Below are 15303 nucleotides of genomic sequence, written 5' to 3' on the forward strand. Positions count from 1 at the left end.
TTATGTTACGAAGTGTTGCAACGAACCGTTACATGAATGAACAAAAAAAATGACTAAAGACGCAATTTTAAAAGATCTCAAAGACGCGCTAAAACTGGATGATGAAACCATCGCTGATTTTGCGCGTTCGGTGAAAAAAGACGACGGCACTTCTATTAGTCGCGGCATGGTTTATACGGCTATCGACCGCAACGCCCCGAAATGGATTATGGATGAAATACACGCACGTATTACCGCCGCGCGTCGCAAGTATCCCGAATATTTTGCTAAACGCAATGGAAATAGTAAGACCGCTAAATAACCGAATCCTTACAAAATAATTTTAAAAACCCTGTAAATCGCCTTTATGAATGTCCAACCGCAGCCGAAAACAATTGCTAGCACTATGCGACGAACTCGAAAAGCAAATAGGCTTGCTGCGACAAATGATCATCGACGAGATCCCGGAAAACAAGTGGATCACCACGGCAGAGTATGCCAACCATCCCAACACGAATTTAACGGCCAAAACGGCGGCCAACTACTGCAAGCAGGGGCGGCTAAAAAGCCGACAAACACCAACGGGACGCTGGCAAATTCACAAATCAGAACTGTATAAATAGACAATTATGGATTCGACTAAAAAACCGGCACGGCACCAACAGGATAACAGCCAACTAAACCGCATGAAAATTATGCACGTTTTGCGGCGCAGCTGGCAAGAAAAATTCGGAGAAATAAATGAGCAGCAATTCGACTACCTCTCTGATGTATCGTATATGCTGGCCGAACAGGTGCCTGCTGATGTACTGCTTAATGATGCTGATATACTGACGCCCGAAGATATTTTGGCAACGGATATTGTAGGCAAGGCCGGGCTGACTAAAAAATACAAGCCTAAAATAAAACCGCGTGTGCTCGATGATCTGCAAAAGAAAGGCAACAGAGATTCAAATATTGGCGCGTTTCTTGGTTTGCTAGGGCTGATAATCATTGTAGCGGCTGCACTATTAATCTAACCTATTTGTCATGGCTTCTACGCAAAAGGCAATTGAGCTGCTCAAAGAAAAGAACAAACGATTAAAAAAGCGCAACCAGCAGCTGCGCAATCAAGTACGGGAACTTAATTATGAGCTTGAACAAATGAATGCGCAAAATTTGATTCTTAAAAACCGAAATAACAAAGCTGCCGAACTTAAAGAGATTTATAGCCATCCCAATGAGGCACCGCCAAAAGTGGTAAAAACGTTTGAAATTGACAACCGCAACGAATCCCAAAAAATATGAGTAACGATAATATGAACCTGGTGAACGGTAACGGAAATGGCAACAGCCAGCGAAACAATATTCAAGTCTCTGCTGATGAACTAACCGTTGTAGAATGTGAATGCGGCGGTAGCGTATTTCAGCAGGCCCACCAAATACACAAACTGTCTGCCGCCCATCCCAAAAACCCCACCGGGGAACCGCAATTTATGAATTTGCCGGTACATATCTGTTTGAACTGCGGCCATGTGAAAACCAATCAAGATTTAACCGAATAGTTATGCCTGCCACTGCCAAACAGAAAACACCCTTGCGCGAAGCCGCCTTAATTGCCGGCTACGTGCAGTCCAATATTGAACCGATGTGCAAGCGGTTTACCATTGCGGGATCGATACGCCGCCAAGAACCCTACGTTGGTGATATCGAAATAATCTGCATCCCCAAAGTTGGCAATGTGGCCCCGCCCGGCGAACTATTCCCCACAGAGGCAAACAAAGTGATCCATCATATTAAGATGAACCGGCAAGAAATTGTAGGCGACTGCCGGGGCTATAAGATTAACAAAGGCGGCAACCGGTACTACCAGTTTATGTATTTAGGCATGCAGGTTGATCTGTTTATGACCACCCCGAAGCAATGGGGACGCATGTTGGCTATACGCACCGGTCCTGCTGAATTTACAAAGAAAATGGCCCGCCGATGGAAGGATTTAGGATATAAAGGCGTGGACGGAGAGCTTGTATATACTGATGGGAAAGAACACCGCTCTACACCGAAATTCCCCACCGAAAAATCGTTTTTCAAGTTTTTAAGATGGGATTACATCGAACCGCAAAACAGAGGATAATATGAGTAGTGATAAGAATGAACAATGCCCGAAATGTGATAGAAAGGTATCGAAGCTTGAAGAAAATGAAACTCATTATATGTGGACTCATTCGCTTGAATCCGAAGGTGTTATTCCAAGAGCAACAATTTGCATGATCAAAAAAGAAGATTATGAGCAACAATAGAACACGTATTTATGCTCCGGCTCCATTTGAAGAATCAGTAACGTTTGAAACTGCTTCGGGCAAAATAATTGAAGCAGACAAATATATGGCTGCGGCGATAGATGCACTCACGGTTTTAGATATCCCCGAACTACTTACAGTAATGGATATCTCTCATGAGCGTATAGAGATCGAACTAGAAAAGGAGAAAGCAAAGCTCTGTGATAAAGCCCTGCGATATTTTAAGAAAGGGAATTGGTACTGGCCGGAAACTGGTAGCTCTATAACCATTGATACGGACTTTGTAAAAGATATGCTGAATCAGGACGTAACTAAGCAAACTGTTTATCGACGACTTAAAGAGCGGCGAATGAAAATAACCGAAGTGATAGCCATTATTGACTTTTTTGAAAGCAATGAAATTAACCTGTCAAATCCAGAGATATTTTAAACAAAGATTTACTAAAACAGAGGATAATATGAGTAGTGATAAGAATGAGCTAACAGCTAAAGATTTGGCGTTGTATTCTAATTGTAAAGTGCAAGTCCCAAAGGGGATGGTCTTAGCTATTAAAGCGATCTATCCCAATGCGGATTTTCATCATCTACAATTAAGTACCAGCGGGCTGGAAGGTGCCTATAGCGTTGGTGCTATAACGCCCATCCTTCGACCTCTTTCGGATATGACGAATACAGAAGCCCTGGAAGTTGCAAAGGAAAAATTCCCCAACCCCGATAAAGCCTACTGGCATAAAGAATGGGATAATATAGCCGTATGCAAGGGGGATTTAGTTACTGAAATGGATATTGAAGTTACCAATCCTGACGGTTTTAAATACCTGTTAGAACGTAATATCGACCTGTTCGGCTGGATCGACGCCGGACTAGCCATTGATGCAACTACCCTTACCCCTAATCCATACAGAGGTACTTAATATGTGGCTTTGGATAATCATAGCGATAATCGTACTCAGCTTTTTGGCCTTTTTATGGGCCATTTTGGGAGCCGCTAAGAAAGCTGACCAGCAAGTGAACCAGGCATATCGTCGCCGCCGAAAAGAACGTGAGCAAATAACAACAAATGAGGATGAAAAATGATTACACCAAAATTTAAAACACCCACCATTGGGAAAATTATTTGGCCGCTGGCAGTCTCTATATTGATTTTCTTTGCCGGCGACTACCTGCTTAGACAGCCTATTACTAACCAAACCGCTGTGGTAGCAGTACGCACTTTTGCAAGCCCCCAAAGCGAAGATGATTCTATATATATGATTGTGTTAGTCCGCGACAATAAAGTCTGGAAAACGCACGTATCGCGCAGCCGGTTCTACGATCTGCAAACCAACGACAGGCTGTTGCTTACACGTTATCAGGGACTTCTAACCGGATATACCTACAACACTACCCTGCCACCCGAAATAACCCTTAAACCAGCAAGCGAACTCCAATGAATATTACGTACAGCCTTTACGAGTATAATTTTAAAACAAAACAAACAGGCCGTCGCATTCTCCGTGATAAACCGTTAACGCGGGCCCACAAACGCGCTATTATCGAAGCTGACATTAGCGCGGCGCTGAACTATACCGACTGGATATTTAAGCCCGCTGGAGAAAACGGCACGTTTCGTATTAAAGGCAGAGACGAGGGCTTTATTGTTATTGCCTCAAACGCAGGCATTAACTACGAGACTGCACTGCAAAAGCAAACCAAAAAGACCGCATAATGTATAGTTCAATTTATACTTCTTCGAAAGTCTTTGACAAAATCAGCAAGATCGCTGCCCTAAATTATGAATGCGATTTTGATGATATCGGCATGATTTGGCCCGGTAAAGAATCAGTTAACGGCAGTGATGAAATGTGCTTTTACGTCTTTGATCATCACTTAGAAATGATTGGCACCGTCTATCGACACGAGGTGCGAAGCTACGCGAATAGTAAATCGGAAACTGATAATTAAATAATAAAATTATGACTGACACAGGCTATTTAATACTCGACAAAAACGGAATTGCAGGGTTTAAAAAGACCGCAAGAGGTGCAGAAAATTGCGGACGCAATGAGATCCCTGTAAAAGTTGAAGTATCGATGGATGAATCGAAATTCAACAAGCCCTATCCCACCAAAAAGATTCATGTAACACCGTGGGATAAAGATATAGGCATTGAGGATATCCACTTTGAGGATAGCTGGATCACCGAGGAAGAAGAACAAATGATACGTGAGCGCCGGTTAGAAAAGTATGAAAAGGTGCTGCGGGATCAGGGCTATAAAGTTGAAAAAATAGAGGACGAGGAAGAATAGCCATGACAGACCACCAAATCTTATACACCAAACCAATGATTCTAGCCAAGCTCAACGGCTGGAAAACAGTAACGCGTCGGCCGATAAAGCCACAGCCCAAACGATTGGAAACTGGAAAAGACACTTGGGAAGATGAATTTTACGCTTATGACCATAAAAATTGTGATGGTGATGCTTGTGAATATGCCTGTAATGGAGAATGGCTAAAATCCCCCTACGGAGTACCAGGCGACCAGCTGTGGACCAAAGAAAATTATACGATTAAGGATTACAGCAACTTCGAGCAGTCCGTATTAGTAGAGTACACCGCCGATCAGCACCAAAGATGGGTACAATTTACCGATGCCGACTGGCAAAAGTACCGCAACTGGGAAGAACCTATCGGCAAAAAGAGCAAGCTCTTTATGTTCAAAACGCTGTCCCGCTTTTGGGATGAAGTAACCGACATCACCGTCGAGCGCATTCAGGATATTACGCCCAAAGAAGTATGGAACGAAGGTATTAGGATTCCCCGAAGTGAATACCAATCCCGAAAGTTTGAGCCGCCTTCAATTTGTGAAATACCATATTTAAGAGCATTCCATGAACTCTGGCAATCCATGTACGAAGGCGGCCCGTTCGACTGGAATAACGACCCCTACGTGTGGGCAATCAGCTACACCCCGCTAATCGTCAACCACGATACCGTTAACGAAAAAGCTACAGTGATATGAATAAGCCAGAGTACGACCAAATACAACGTCTTTTACTTCTAGAAGCGCAATCTATTACTACACTTTTTGATAATCTAGATGAATTTATCACGGACATAGACAGAGCCGAAATAACCGGTCCCCTACTAGACTCAAAATTATACCGGCAGGGCCAAAAAAAAGATGGATCAGATTAAGACTATTGCTAAGGCCATTAACAAGGCAAAAAAAGAGATCGAACCGGCACTGGATTATTTAATAGAGCACGAGAACGATCCGGAGAGTACTGATAAAATATCATAATCACTTTACCAGCAACCAGTATGAAAATTCCTAATTCACAATTCAACATTCCTAATTAAACACCTTGTACCCCGAAGCCAACGTACGGAACCGCCGGCTGGAACTAAACGCCGCGGGGACTTAGAAGACATCCAACTTAGACAACCAAAATAATATATCATGGCAGATTTAACTCACGGACAAGAGATTGAAATCACTAATGAATTAAAAATTACTGCAAACGTATCCGTTAATGGAGTTTGCCGAATATCCTTCACCGGTTATCCTTTTGAGGTTTTTTATTCTATTGATGGGTATAGAGAATTAAAAAAAGAAATGTTCGAAACTAAGGAGGTTAAAATTGTAATCAGGCAATAGTTAAACCGCGCTGATGTATAACGACGAGTTATCCCCAAGCGCAGCGCGGGATGAACGACCAGTTATATATCAGCGCAAGTGTAACATTAAATATAAAATTACAGGACCATGAAAAAGGCAAAACCCATTGTAGATCGAATTATTGTATTGGATCGCAAAGATCAAAACAAAAATATCACAGAACTTCGTGATATACAGGAACAGGCAGAACAATTAATACACGATTATGCAAATCATTACTTAGAAAAACAGCGGCGGTTAATTGCTAATAAGCTTTCTGCCCGTTCTGATGTTGATATAGAAAAATCCGTAATCATAGAAATGGACCAGCCCAAACTACTTTAATTAACCCGCGACCCGAAAAATTACGATGGCTAACAAAGAATTTACACCAACAAAAATTCCGAAATGCAGTATTGATCCAGAGGCTATTCATACAGCCCGCCGTAAGTTGCAGAGCCTAAGCAAAGACGGAAAAATCAATTTTAACTGCAAAGAACGCGAAGCCCTGCTGCAGCTTATTTCCGACGGCAAAAAAGAGCTATATCCGCATCAAATGGCAATGGACCGTTACCAGTCAGACCTAAACGATTTGGCAAAACTCGATAAAAATACGCAACCCAAACAGTGGGAGTTTCACTACCGGCGAATCCAAGAATTTGAAGATAAATATTGTACCTAATATGGAGGAATTAACATCAATGAAGCCAGAATAACTATGTCAAAAACAAACACTGCAGCAAAACTTGAAGAGGACAAAATTGACAGCTCTGTCAACAGTGTTCACGTCACCAAGGACTATGGTAAATTTAATTTTAATTCAAAAAACAGGCATGTAAATCCAGCCCATAAAGATAATCTGGTAGAAAGTATTGAACAAAATAATCTACTAGAGGCACAGCCTATCACGATTAATGCCGACTTCGAGATCATAGACGGCCAGCATAGATTTATCGCTGCCAAGGAATTAGGATTGCCGATCTATTACATCAAGGTGGATAGGCTTGAGATCGATGATGCGATTACGCTGAATATCAATACGCGGAACTGGCGATATAAGGATTACCTGCTTTACTGGATTGCCCAGGGTAAAGAGGAATACACCTACTTTAAGAAGTTTATGGACCAATATGGGTTCGGATATGCGGTATCACTGGCATTGCTGGGACTTGGGCAAGCTGATAAAGGGCAAAAGCTTACTGACATATTTAATGCTGGTAAGTTTGTCCCCAAGTACCGCGACTATGCCGAGGATATGGGACAGAAAGTAAAACAGCTTGAAGAATACGGCAAGTTTGTAACAACACGCTCATTTATGCTCGCTTTTGATAAGGTAATGCAAATGGATGAATTCAATTTTGATGAGTTTCTTCGAAAAGTGAAACAAACTCCGGGACGCTTTCAAAGACGAGCGGATGTAGACCATTATCTACGCATGCTGGAACAAGTGTATAATTACAATCGACACGGCAAAAATGTTCGATTTTATTAACTGATATATGCCGCCTCAATAAAAAATCGAAAACCAATAAGCTGTCTGGCGAAGCCAAGAATTTGAAGATAAATATTGTACCTAATATGGAAGACTACCCCTTAATCTTAGAAATAGATTTATTTTGCGGTGCCGGTGGTACCACTACCGGATCCGTCCGCGCCAGAATCGACGAATATCAGCCAGTAAAAGTTATAGCCTGCGTTAATCACGACGAAAAAGCCATAGAGAGCCACAAGGTCAATCACCCCGACACTTTGCATTTTAATGAAGATATCCGTTCGCAATATGTGATTGATGAACTACAACGGCTTGTCAAGTACTATCGCAGCAAGTATCCGAACGCATATATACTGCTGTGGGCGTCAATGGAATGCACCAACTACTCAAAGGCCAAAGGCGGTGAACCTAAAGATCCGGACAGCCGCAGTCTGCCTAACGAAATGTTCCGTTATTTAGATGCCATTAATCCCGACTATTTCGAGTTTGAAAACGTCGAAGAATTTATGGCCTGGGGTCCGCTCGATGAAAACGGCCGCCCAAAATCCATGAAGCGTGGGCAAGAATACCTGCGGTGGGTGCAAGCCATTAAAGACCGTGGGTATCGCTACGAAAAGCGGATGCTAGATGCCGCCGATTATGGAGCCTACACAAGTAGAGAACGCCTGTTTGGTAAATTTGCAAAAGGGGACCTGCCTATCGTTTGGCCCGAAGCTACACACACCGCAGAACCTAGAGATAATATGTTTGGCAAGCTGGAACCGTGGAAGCCCGTCCGCGATTGTCTGGATTTCCATATTGAAGGCAAAAGCATGTTTACCCGGAAGAAACCACTTGTAGAAAATACGTGTAAGCGAATCCTTGCAGGACTTGAAAAGTATGTACCCGATTTTGAAGAATTCTTAATGAAATATTACGGCAATGGGGCAAATGTAGAATCCATTGATCAGCCGGCCGGTACGCTAACCAAGAAAGACAGATTTTGCTTAATACAAACCGCGTTTATTGATAAGCAGTACCGCAGCAAATACAATCATCAAAGCATTAATGAGCCCGCCGGAACGATTGTATCCAACGATAAGCATTGCCTGGTAACCGCGTGGATCGACAAAGCCTACACCGGCAAAACCAACCATCAAGGCATTAACGAGCCTGCCGGCACATTACTTACCAAAGATAAATTTTCGCTGGTACAGGCACATTTTATCGACAGGCAATACAGTAGTGGTAGTCATAACCATTCGAGCGTTAAAAAACCGCTGGGAGCCATAACAACCGTCCCCAAATCTAATTTAGTATCGGTAAAAGTACCATGGATCATGCAATATAATTATAACAATGTGGGCAACACAGTAAATGAACCTAGCCCAACATTGTTGGCTTCACGGCACCATCATTATGTAGCCCAAGCAGTATATGGGAATAATTTGAGCCGGTTAGAACCCAAAGAAGCTGACAACCCCACCATGAAAAAGATTAAAGCCTTTTGCCGAAAGCGCGGCATTATCGATATCAAAACGAGAATGCTGCAAATACCGGAGCTCAAACGCATTCAGGGCTTCGGGGATGATTACTATTTAGCCGGTACCAAAACCGAGCAAAAGAAATTTATCGGCAATTCAGTAGTGCCGATAGTGGTAAAGGCCATGATGGAAGCACTGGCCCACGAATTAAAAGATGAAGTTAAACAGGTAGCGTGATGTCAAAAATTGAATACGACAAAGACGGAAAAATTAAGCGGCGGTTCACTCCTGACTGGAAAGAGTCAGGCGAAATAAATATTGATTCGCTGCTGCCCAAACTGGTTACCGTAGTAATTGCTCAAATAGATGTAATGGTTACATATATCCAGGAATTGCACGATGAAATTGACCGCCTTAATAAAAAAATCGAAAACCAAGAATAATGGCCATACCAAACCATTTAAAATTCATTTTATCCGCTCTACGGCCAATTATGAAAGCCGTTTTGAGGCCGTAAACGGCATTTTTAGGTATTTGGGCTATATCGTCCATAATTGACAAATCATAATCATTCGGCAGCTTAACTGCCATAAATAACACCCTTAATCAAATGTTTAGTCTTATGCCAAAATCAAAGAAGAAAGTAAAAGCTAATGTTTCGACAAATGTCATTTTTAAAGCTGATCCAGAGGAACACCCCAAGATTGCAGAAGTCAGTGAGGATGGAGAAGCCGCAGCCATTGTAACGCGCTCATCCCGCGGGGACTGGTCCGAAGTGAACCTGCATGTATTCGTGAATACGCGCGGCCCGCAGACCGTGCTCAACGTCCCGCACAGCAACCATGCAGAGGATGGGGTAAGCAGCTGGGAGCACCGGTAACGGTCAATCATAAACAAATGGAGCCACCGTTCGGCGATTTCTCGAACGGTGGACATTCCATCATTCCTAATTCAACATTCATAACTCTTAATTAAAAAATCCCCCACACCCCCTTTAAATAAAGATAGGCCGCGCGACCAATAAAAGCAGACAACCCCGCAAAATCGACCGTAAAACGCAAATATCACCGATTTAAGAGCATACTAGCTATGGATGAATACCACGCATTAATAACTGAAAGAGACAGCACAATAGAAGTTTTGCAGATGAAGTTTTTAGCCGATAACGATAAGCAAGCAGTTAAGAAGATTTGCAATATCGCCGAAGCTCTTAACCATGATAAGAAACTGGCTTTTATTTATCACCGGCACAGAGAAATAACGCTAAATCAAAAGCAACCTACTACCTAAATCGTAGTCCAATATTAATCTTTCTGACCCTATGGATATTCAACCACCAGTAACCCAGATTATTTACGGCCCAGCAATGACGGGTAAATCAGCGTTTTTAAGGAAAAAATCTGATCAACTATTTCCAGATAAAGATCACCATGAAACTATCCATCACTTATTTAACCGATTAGGAGACTGGATCCCGCAACTGATAAATATTATACAAGACCAAGAGACTGTATTAATTGATGAACTTACCCTTGAAACCAGCGATTGGCTTATTTTAATGGGTGTTTTATCAAAATTTATGACAGAAGATCGAGTGGTCTATATAGTAACCCAGTCCCCACCACCTGACATATTAAATAAGTTTCCAAACACTGAATTATGGAAAACACAATTCAGTAAAGCACGTCGGCGAAACAATCAGATTGATACTCTGCTGGTATCTCCAATTTCAGTAGCCTCCAACTCATAATTCAACATTCGTAATTCCAAATTTAGCATGATTCCACAAGAGCAAATAGACCGCATTAAAGAAGCCGCCAACGATGATATCGTTGCCATAATAGAGAAGTATGTAAAATTAAAGCGGTCCGGCAGCAGCTACAAAGGCCTCTGCCCTTTTCACGACGAAAGCACCCCCAGCTTTTCGGTAAGCCCGCGACGGCAAATGTATAAATGTTTCGGCTGCGGAGAGTCCGGGGACGCTATTGACTTTATTCAACAAATGGAAGGCATGAGTTTTATCGAAGCCATCCGGCACCTGGCAGGTATGGTAGGCATTATCATCACAGAAGAAAAAGCAGAACGTCCCCAAAACTACACCCCGCCCAGTAAGGTTATCCCGGGCATAAAAAAGGCTAAACACGAGATCCGGAAAAAAGATATTGCAGTTATCGCTAAAGAAGAAAAGACCATTAAAAAATTGCGGGCCGAGGGCAAAAAAAACAGCGTTCTATTGCCGGTGTTAAAGCCCACACACGCAAAAGTACTGGCAAAATATTTATCTGATCATGGCTCTGTTGTAATCATTTGCAGCGGATATACCTTAACAGAACTTTTTACCATGATACGTGCTGTATATAAAAGAAATTTAAACGTTCAATTAGCAAAAAACTATGATGACAATTCCTTGCATTGGATCCAGTTTTTATCAACACATTTTGACGACACTAAAAAGCTTCGGGAAGCACAAATACAAGTGTTGGCAGCCATCCCGGATACCTTAAAACGTAATATTGAAACAAAGCATTTTGCAAGAATTTGGGATCAATAACATTAAGGCAATGACAGTTATGCAAACCGATTTCGATCAAATTGAAGCTGATTTTTGGCGGCAATATTTAAAAAACTACTCCGACTTTGAAGGCGTTTCTCCCCATCAGTTGGTCATTAACAATTATGAAAACATTTTTACGCAAAGCGGAGCGTTTGATTTAACCATTGATATGGAAAGCGGCCGCTGCTATGACAGCAACGATAACACCCACACCATCACAGAATTTGTAGCTGGCCTGCGGGACGAAAGCCTTTCAGAAACAAAATCTCATCTTAATGTTGAATATACGCGGTGGACCGAGCAAGAAAAAGCGCGGAAAGAGAACCTGCTGTTTGTCCGTGATTCTGAAAACTACCGGTGGAAAAAACGAAGCGGCCAAGACAGCTTCGAAGAAGTAACCGACTTTGATATTGTTCTTAATTCCGTGATTGAGCGCTACGACATTAAGAAACAACAATGGGAACGATACTACGAGGCCACGCTTCGCTATGAGCGACTGGATCGCTTTATCACCAAAGAAATTAGCTTAGATCCGGCCGATGTACACTCAAAAGATGATTTTTCTAAAGCCGTATGGGAAAAAGATATATTGCAAGTCAAAAACATGCGCCGCGGCGAAATGCGCAACTTTTGGCATCATGTTCACAATGAATTTAATCCCCGTATAGTGCGCGAATATAATCACTATGGATTTATTGAATTCGGCGAAAAAAAGAACAAAACAAAATATTTTCTGGCCGAAAACGTCCTTATTGAATTTCCCTCACAAAAAAATGAGCCGTTAAAGCTCATCGATAAAGAAAAGGGAGCATTCCCCGTTGATGATAACAAATATGTGAAGCCTCCGGAAGATGCTATTAACCTGCCGCGCTTTGATCTGGGATTAGCTAAGAACGGTATATATAAAGACATGATGAATAAGCTGCTCGATGACCAGGCATTTGAGCGACAGCTAGACAAAGTAGAAGATCGGTTTTGTAAAATGATTGGCGGTGAATCGCGCCATAGCCAATGGGGAAAATTGATTATCGGCTATGTATTCAGCTATCTGTTTTTTGATGATATTTACGACCGCTTCAATCACATCATCTTTTTATACCTGTACGGCGAAGGCAATGTAGGAAAAGGAGAGCTGGCAAAGCTGATTCAAGATTTTTACGGCATTAATCATCTGGATAGCCTTAACACACCCACGGCCCGCCCCGTTGATAACGCCTTAGAACAAAAATCTCAAATTCCGCAGTGGATCGATGAGCATGTTCCCGAAGTGCCGGGGAAAGATGCAAAGATAAAAGACCAGGTTTGGAACTCACTATTTGAATTAAAGCCGCGGCCAACATCCATGCAGAAGAATGGAACATGGGCTACCGAACGTAAAGAAGTACGCACCATGCCGCTGTTTTGCTCCAACTTTAAGCCCAAAACCGACCACCTGTTAAGCCGCTGCTTAATTTTAAAATATACCAAGCAAAAGCGCGGCGACGAAGAGCATGTACAATGGCTCAAAAACAACCGCGACCGCCTGCAGCTGCTCATGCTTAGTTATATGCAGCATTACAGCTTAATGGACCGGCAAGCTTTTATCTGGGACGTTGAACGAATGCGTAACAAACTAAAATCAGAAGTGAAACAAGAGCTTGAACGCAAAGCCGGCAACGCCCTGCTGCAAGACCGGCAGATATCGCAATTTGCCGTACTCATTACCGTTCGGCATTGGCTTGAAAAAGATTACCGCCAAAAGATAACCAATATTGCGCGTGAAAGCCGTACGCTGGATAATGAAGAAGATGAAACACACCGCGAAATTCTACAAGAACAAATTGATGACCAGCTAAAAGGAATGTTAGACCAAAAACTGTACCTATTTGTAAAGAATGAGGTTGTACGGTCCGCCATAGTTGCCGCCCACCACGATCCATTAAGTAATTACATTGAAACCATAGGCACACTTATCCAGGCCAAAGAGATTAACCAGTCTCACTTTAACTGGACTGATGACGGCCATCTTAAAATATGGGCCAAAGCCGTTTGGGACTTATACATCAAATCTAAGCGCGGTACCGAAGAGATTGTCCGCCGCGAAACCGTAGAGAATAAACTTAAACAGTTTAGCGAAACGAACCCAGACGGATCCCTTAAAACCGTGAATTGGACCATCTACTATGGAGACAACGAACAGCCCAAAGAGACTATTCGTAAGAAAGGCTTTTACATCAAGCATGCCTACACTAACGAACTGTTCCGTAACGCCTTTAAATTTGATACACTGGGGCCGTCTAAATCACAAGTAGAAAAGCCAGAAACGCTTGAAGATGATCCCAATAGTATAGCGGGATATGAACCAGCAAAAGATGATACCGATATCAACGAAGATTTACCCTTCTAAACTAAAATTTTTTAACCATGTGGTTTTTTATGGAAAATCCCCCAAAAGTGAGGTTTCAAAGTTTCAAAGTGCCAAAAACGACCAATACAGAACATGAAGCCAGAAATTTTGAAACTTTTTATGAAACTTCTTTGAAACCTCTTGAAACTTTTTTACCGATTCTTGAAACCTTTGAGTCCTTTTGGGTTTCAAGAAAGTTTCAAAGAAAAACGGTGCTAAGTCTAGTAAAAACATATACTTATCGAAAACAGGGTAAAATCAATGAAACCCGGCAGGTTTCAAGCATTTTATGGGTATATAGCCTGCTAAGCTCGATTTTAGCCATTTTTGAGACTTTGAAACTTTTGAGAACGGGGGTGGGCTATTTCCGTAAATTTCAAAAATTACGCTTAAATAATTTAGTTAAAACCGCTAAAAAGTTAATTCCTTATCAGAATCGTTTAAACGCATAATATTATGGCACAACACCAAAGAATATTAGATGAATTAGAGCCTTTATTTGAGAAGGCCGAAAAACAAGGACTGTGGTTTTATACCAAGCATGGAAATTCATGGTTTAGCCCGGAAAAATTGCGGCTAATGCATGAAAATGGATGTCATATATGGGGTAAAGAAAACTGGCAGTTAAAGGATCCAGAAGAGCGGTTGGCCCAGTTACGCTCTGAAAAACGAGCCATTGAAGAAAAAATTAAACGATTTGAAATCCAATTAAACCAATAACCAGTAACAAATAACCAATGTATAAATTTCCCGAATTCACACCCGAAGAAGTGCAAGAAAGAATCAATAAAATGTGGGATATGTCCGGCCCCGTCCCACTGCCTAAATTTGATCTGCAGTGTGGCTTTTGCGGCCATGAAGAAGTATTAATTAAGCACCTGCGCTACCACATGCGTAACAAGAATCGATCCAGTAACCCACACCGCTGCGATGTAGGCATGAAATGTACCTTGTGTAGTGCCGTCTGGCAGCACGGCCTTGTCGTACCCGAAGAAAAACATCCGGGACGGGATCGTATTTACGGCTGGCGCTGGATTAAAGAGCAGATGCAAGAAGCTGATGTATAACAACGAGTTATCCCAAGCGGTTTATAGCGCGGGATGAACGACCAGTTATATATCAGCGAAGCAGCGGCAATTACAAATATCAAATAACAACCAATAAAAACAGCATTCAGTTATGAGTATTGAAAAATACACCGATGAAGAAATTATCGATATGGAAGTTTTTACTCGCGATGAGGCAAAAGAATATGTCGAGGATAAAACGAAGGCTGGCGGAGGCCTCTGGAAGGATTGTATTAAGCCACTGCTTAACTTTCGACCGATGCTCAAAAACCTAAAACGGCAGCGTTATTCCCATGAAGTAGTGCCCAAGCCAGAAGTAGATCAACTCATTCTTAAATTTAAAAAAGGGCTGCTGGACGATGAAAATTACTGATGAAATGATGATTAAAAGTGATTTTACACCACTTGAATAGGGTTTTATAGATGTTATTACCGACCAATCA

Annotated in this window: 31 protein-coding genes; all 31 read left to right on the forward strand. The window is 42.0% G+C overall.

Going from position 1 to position 15303, the window contains the following annotated elements; translation table 11 throughout:
• Positions 1–49 precede the first annotated feature (49 nt).
• The 31 genes from LX73_RS11255 to LX73_RS11395 all read left to right on the forward strand — a co-directional run bounded on the left by LX73_RS11255 (position 50) and on the right by LX73_RS11395 (position 15233).
• Entirely contained in the window at positions 50–301 is a 252-nt protein-coding gene (locus tag LX73_RS11255; protein WP_148899607.1) for a hypothetical protein, read from the forward strand.
• A 49-nt stretch (positions 302–350) separates the two neighbouring features.
• A complete protein-coding gene (locus tag LX73_RS11260) occupies positions 351–602 on the forward strand; it encodes a hypothetical protein (RefSeq protein WP_148899608.1) in 252 nt (83 codons plus the stop codon).
• Positions 603–608: 6 nt separating this feature from the next.
• Positions 609–998 carry a hypothetical protein gene (locus tag LX73_RS11265; protein ID WP_148899609.1) on the forward strand — a complete coding sequence of 130 codons (390 nt, stop codon included), beginning with the start codon at positions 609–611 and terminating at the stop codon, positions 996–998.
• Between the two features lie 10 nt (positions 999–1008).
• A complete protein-coding gene (locus LX73_RS11270; RefSeq protein ID WP_148899610.1) occupies positions 1009–1266 on the forward strand; it encodes a hypothetical protein in 258 nt (85 codons plus the stop codon).
• Positions 1263–1523 (forward strand): hypothetical protein, encoded by a 261-nt coding sequence (locus LX73_RS11275; protein ID WP_148899611.1) that lies wholly within the window; start codon positions 1263–1265, stop codon positions 1521–1523. Before LX73_RS11270 ends, LX73_RS11275 begins: the two co-directional genes overlap by 4 nt.
• A gap of 2 nt (positions 1524–1525) precedes the next feature.
• Positions 1526–2092: a nucleotidyltransferase family protein gene (locus tag LX73_RS11280; RefSeq protein ID WP_148899612.1), complete on the forward strand. Its 567-nt coding sequence runs from the start codon at positions 1526–1528 to the stop codon at positions 2090–2092.
• A gap of 1 nt (position 2093) precedes the next feature.
• Positions 2094–2258 carry a hypothetical protein gene (locus LX73_RS13010; RefSeq protein ID WP_170245674.1) on the forward strand — a complete coding sequence of 55 codons (165 nt, stop codon included), beginning with the start codon at positions 2094–2096 and terminating at the stop codon, positions 2256–2258.
• Positions 2245–2688: a hypothetical protein gene (locus LX73_RS11285; protein WP_148899613.1), complete on the forward strand. Its 444-nt coding sequence runs from the start codon at positions 2245–2247 to the stop codon at positions 2686–2688. Before LX73_RS13010 ends, LX73_RS11285 begins: the two co-directional genes overlap by 14 nt.
• A gap of 28 nt (positions 2689–2716) precedes the next feature.
• Positions 2717–3172: a hypothetical protein gene (locus LX73_RS11290; RefSeq protein WP_148899614.1), complete on the forward strand. Its 456-nt coding sequence runs from the start codon at positions 2717–2719 to the stop codon at positions 3170–3172.
• Position 3173: 1 nt separating this feature from the next.
• Positions 3174–3335, forward strand: coding sequence for a hypothetical protein (locus LX73_RS13015; protein WP_170245675.1), 162 nt, complete (start codon positions 3174–3176; stop codon positions 3333–3335).
• A complete protein-coding gene (locus LX73_RS11295) occupies positions 3332–3691 on the forward strand; it encodes a hypothetical protein (RefSeq protein WP_148899615.1) in 360 nt (119 codons plus the stop codon). The genes LX73_RS13015 and LX73_RS11295 overlap by 4 nt, the downstream gene beginning before the upstream one ends.
• A complete protein-coding gene (locus LX73_RS11300; protein ID WP_148899616.1) occupies positions 3688–3966 on the forward strand; it encodes a hypothetical protein in 279 nt (92 codons plus the stop codon). Before LX73_RS11295 ends, LX73_RS11300 begins: the two co-directional genes overlap by 4 nt.
• Complete coding sequence (locus tag LX73_RS11305) at positions 3966–4202, forward strand: hypothetical protein (protein ID WP_148899617.1); 237 nt, start codon at positions 3966–3968, stop codon at positions 4200–4202. Before LX73_RS11300 ends, LX73_RS11305 begins: the two co-directional genes overlap by 1 nt.
• Before the next feature lie 11 nt (positions 4203–4213).
• Entirely contained in the window at positions 4214–4546 is a 333-nt protein-coding gene (locus LX73_RS11310) for a hypothetical protein (RefSeq protein ID WP_148899618.1), read from the forward strand.
• Between the two features lie 2 nt (positions 4547–4548).
• Positions 4549–5259, forward strand: a complete 711-nt coding sequence (locus tag LX73_RS11315) for a hypothetical protein (protein WP_148899619.1) — start codon at positions 4549–4551, stop codon at positions 5257–5259.
• On the forward strand, positions 5256–5435 hold the full coding sequence (locus LX73_RS11320; RefSeq protein ID WP_148899620.1) for a hypothetical protein: 180 nt from the start codon (positions 5256–5258) through the stop codon (positions 5433–5435). Before LX73_RS11315 ends, LX73_RS11320 begins: the two co-directional genes overlap by 4 nt.
• Positions 5436–5700: 265 nt before the next feature.
• Entirely contained in the window at positions 5701–5898 is a 198-nt protein-coding gene (locus LX73_RS11330; protein ID WP_148899621.1) for a hypothetical protein, read from the forward strand.
• Between the two features lie 108 nt (positions 5899–6006).
• A complete protein-coding gene (locus LX73_RS11335; RefSeq protein ID WP_148899622.1) occupies positions 6007–6243 on the forward strand; it encodes a hypothetical protein in 237 nt (78 codons plus the stop codon).
• 25 nt (positions 6244–6268) lie between these two features.
• Positions 6269–6580: a hypothetical protein gene (locus LX73_RS11340; protein ID WP_148899623.1), complete on the forward strand. Its 312-nt coding sequence runs from the start codon at positions 6269–6271 to the stop codon at positions 6578–6580.
• Between the two features lie 36 nt (positions 6581–6616).
• Positions 6617–7390 (forward strand): ParB N-terminal domain-containing protein, encoded by a 774-nt coding sequence (locus tag LX73_RS11345; protein WP_148899624.1) that lies wholly within the window; start codon positions 6617–6619, stop codon positions 7388–7390.
• Positions 7391–7476: 86 nt separating this feature from the next.
• On the forward strand, positions 7477–9090 hold the full coding sequence (locus tag LX73_RS11350) for a DNA cytosine methyltransferase (protein WP_148899625.1): 1614 nt from the start codon (positions 7477–7479) through the stop codon (positions 9088–9090).
• A complete protein-coding gene (locus LX73_RS11355) occupies positions 9090–9296 on the forward strand; it encodes a hypothetical protein (RefSeq protein ID WP_148899626.1) in 207 nt (68 codons plus the stop codon). Before LX73_RS11350 ends, LX73_RS11355 begins: the two co-directional genes overlap by 1 nt.
• 179 nt (positions 9297–9475) lie before the next feature.
• Positions 9476–9733 (forward strand): hypothetical protein, encoded by a 258-nt coding sequence (locus LX73_RS11360; protein WP_148899627.1) that lies wholly within the window; start codon positions 9476–9478, stop codon positions 9731–9733.
• A gap of 266 nt (positions 9734–9999) precedes the next feature.
• Complete coding sequence (locus LX73_RS13020; protein WP_170245676.1) at positions 10000–10143, forward strand: hypothetical protein; 144 nt, start codon at positions 10000–10002, stop codon at positions 10141–10143.
• Positions 10144–10174: 31 nt separating this feature from the next.
• Complete coding sequence (locus LX73_RS11365; RefSeq protein ID WP_148899628.1) at positions 10175–10603, forward strand: hypothetical protein; 429 nt, start codon at positions 10175–10177, stop codon at positions 10601–10603.
• A 27-nt stretch (positions 10604–10630) separates the two neighbouring features.
• Positions 10631–11404 (forward strand): CHC2 zinc finger domain-containing protein, encoded by a 774-nt coding sequence (locus LX73_RS11370; RefSeq protein WP_148899629.1) that lies wholly within the window; start codon positions 10631–10633, stop codon positions 11402–11404.
• Between the two features lie 10 nt (positions 11405–11414).
• A complete protein-coding gene (locus LX73_RS11375; protein WP_211359424.1) occupies positions 11415–13793 on the forward strand; it encodes a hypothetical protein in 2379 nt (792 codons plus the stop codon).
• Positions 13794–13822: 29 nt separating this feature from the next.
• Positions 13823–14245 (forward strand): hypothetical protein, encoded by a 423-nt coding sequence (locus LX73_RS11380; protein ID WP_148899630.1) that lies wholly within the window; start codon positions 13823–13825, stop codon positions 14243–14245.
• A gap of 4 nt (positions 14246–14249) precedes the next feature.
• Positions 14250–14513, forward strand: a complete 264-nt coding sequence (locus LX73_RS11385; RefSeq protein ID WP_148899631.1) for a hypothetical protein — start codon at positions 14250–14252, stop codon at positions 14511–14513.
• Positions 14514–14530: 17 nt separating this feature from the next.
• Complete coding sequence (locus tag LX73_RS11390; protein WP_148899632.1) at positions 14531–14860, forward strand: hypothetical protein; 330 nt, start codon at positions 14531–14533, stop codon at positions 14858–14860.
• Between the two features lie 112 nt (positions 14861–14972).
• On the forward strand, positions 14973–15233 hold the full coding sequence (locus LX73_RS11395; protein ID WP_148899633.1) for a hypothetical protein: 261 nt from the start codon (positions 14973–14975) through the stop codon (positions 15231–15233).
• Positions 15234–15303: the final 70 nt, after the last annotated feature.

This window comes from Fodinibius salinus, assembly GCF_008124865.1.
Taxonomy (GTDB): domain Bacteria; phylum Bacteroidota; class Rhodothermia; order Balneolales; family Balneolaceae; genus Fodinibius; species Fodinibius salinus.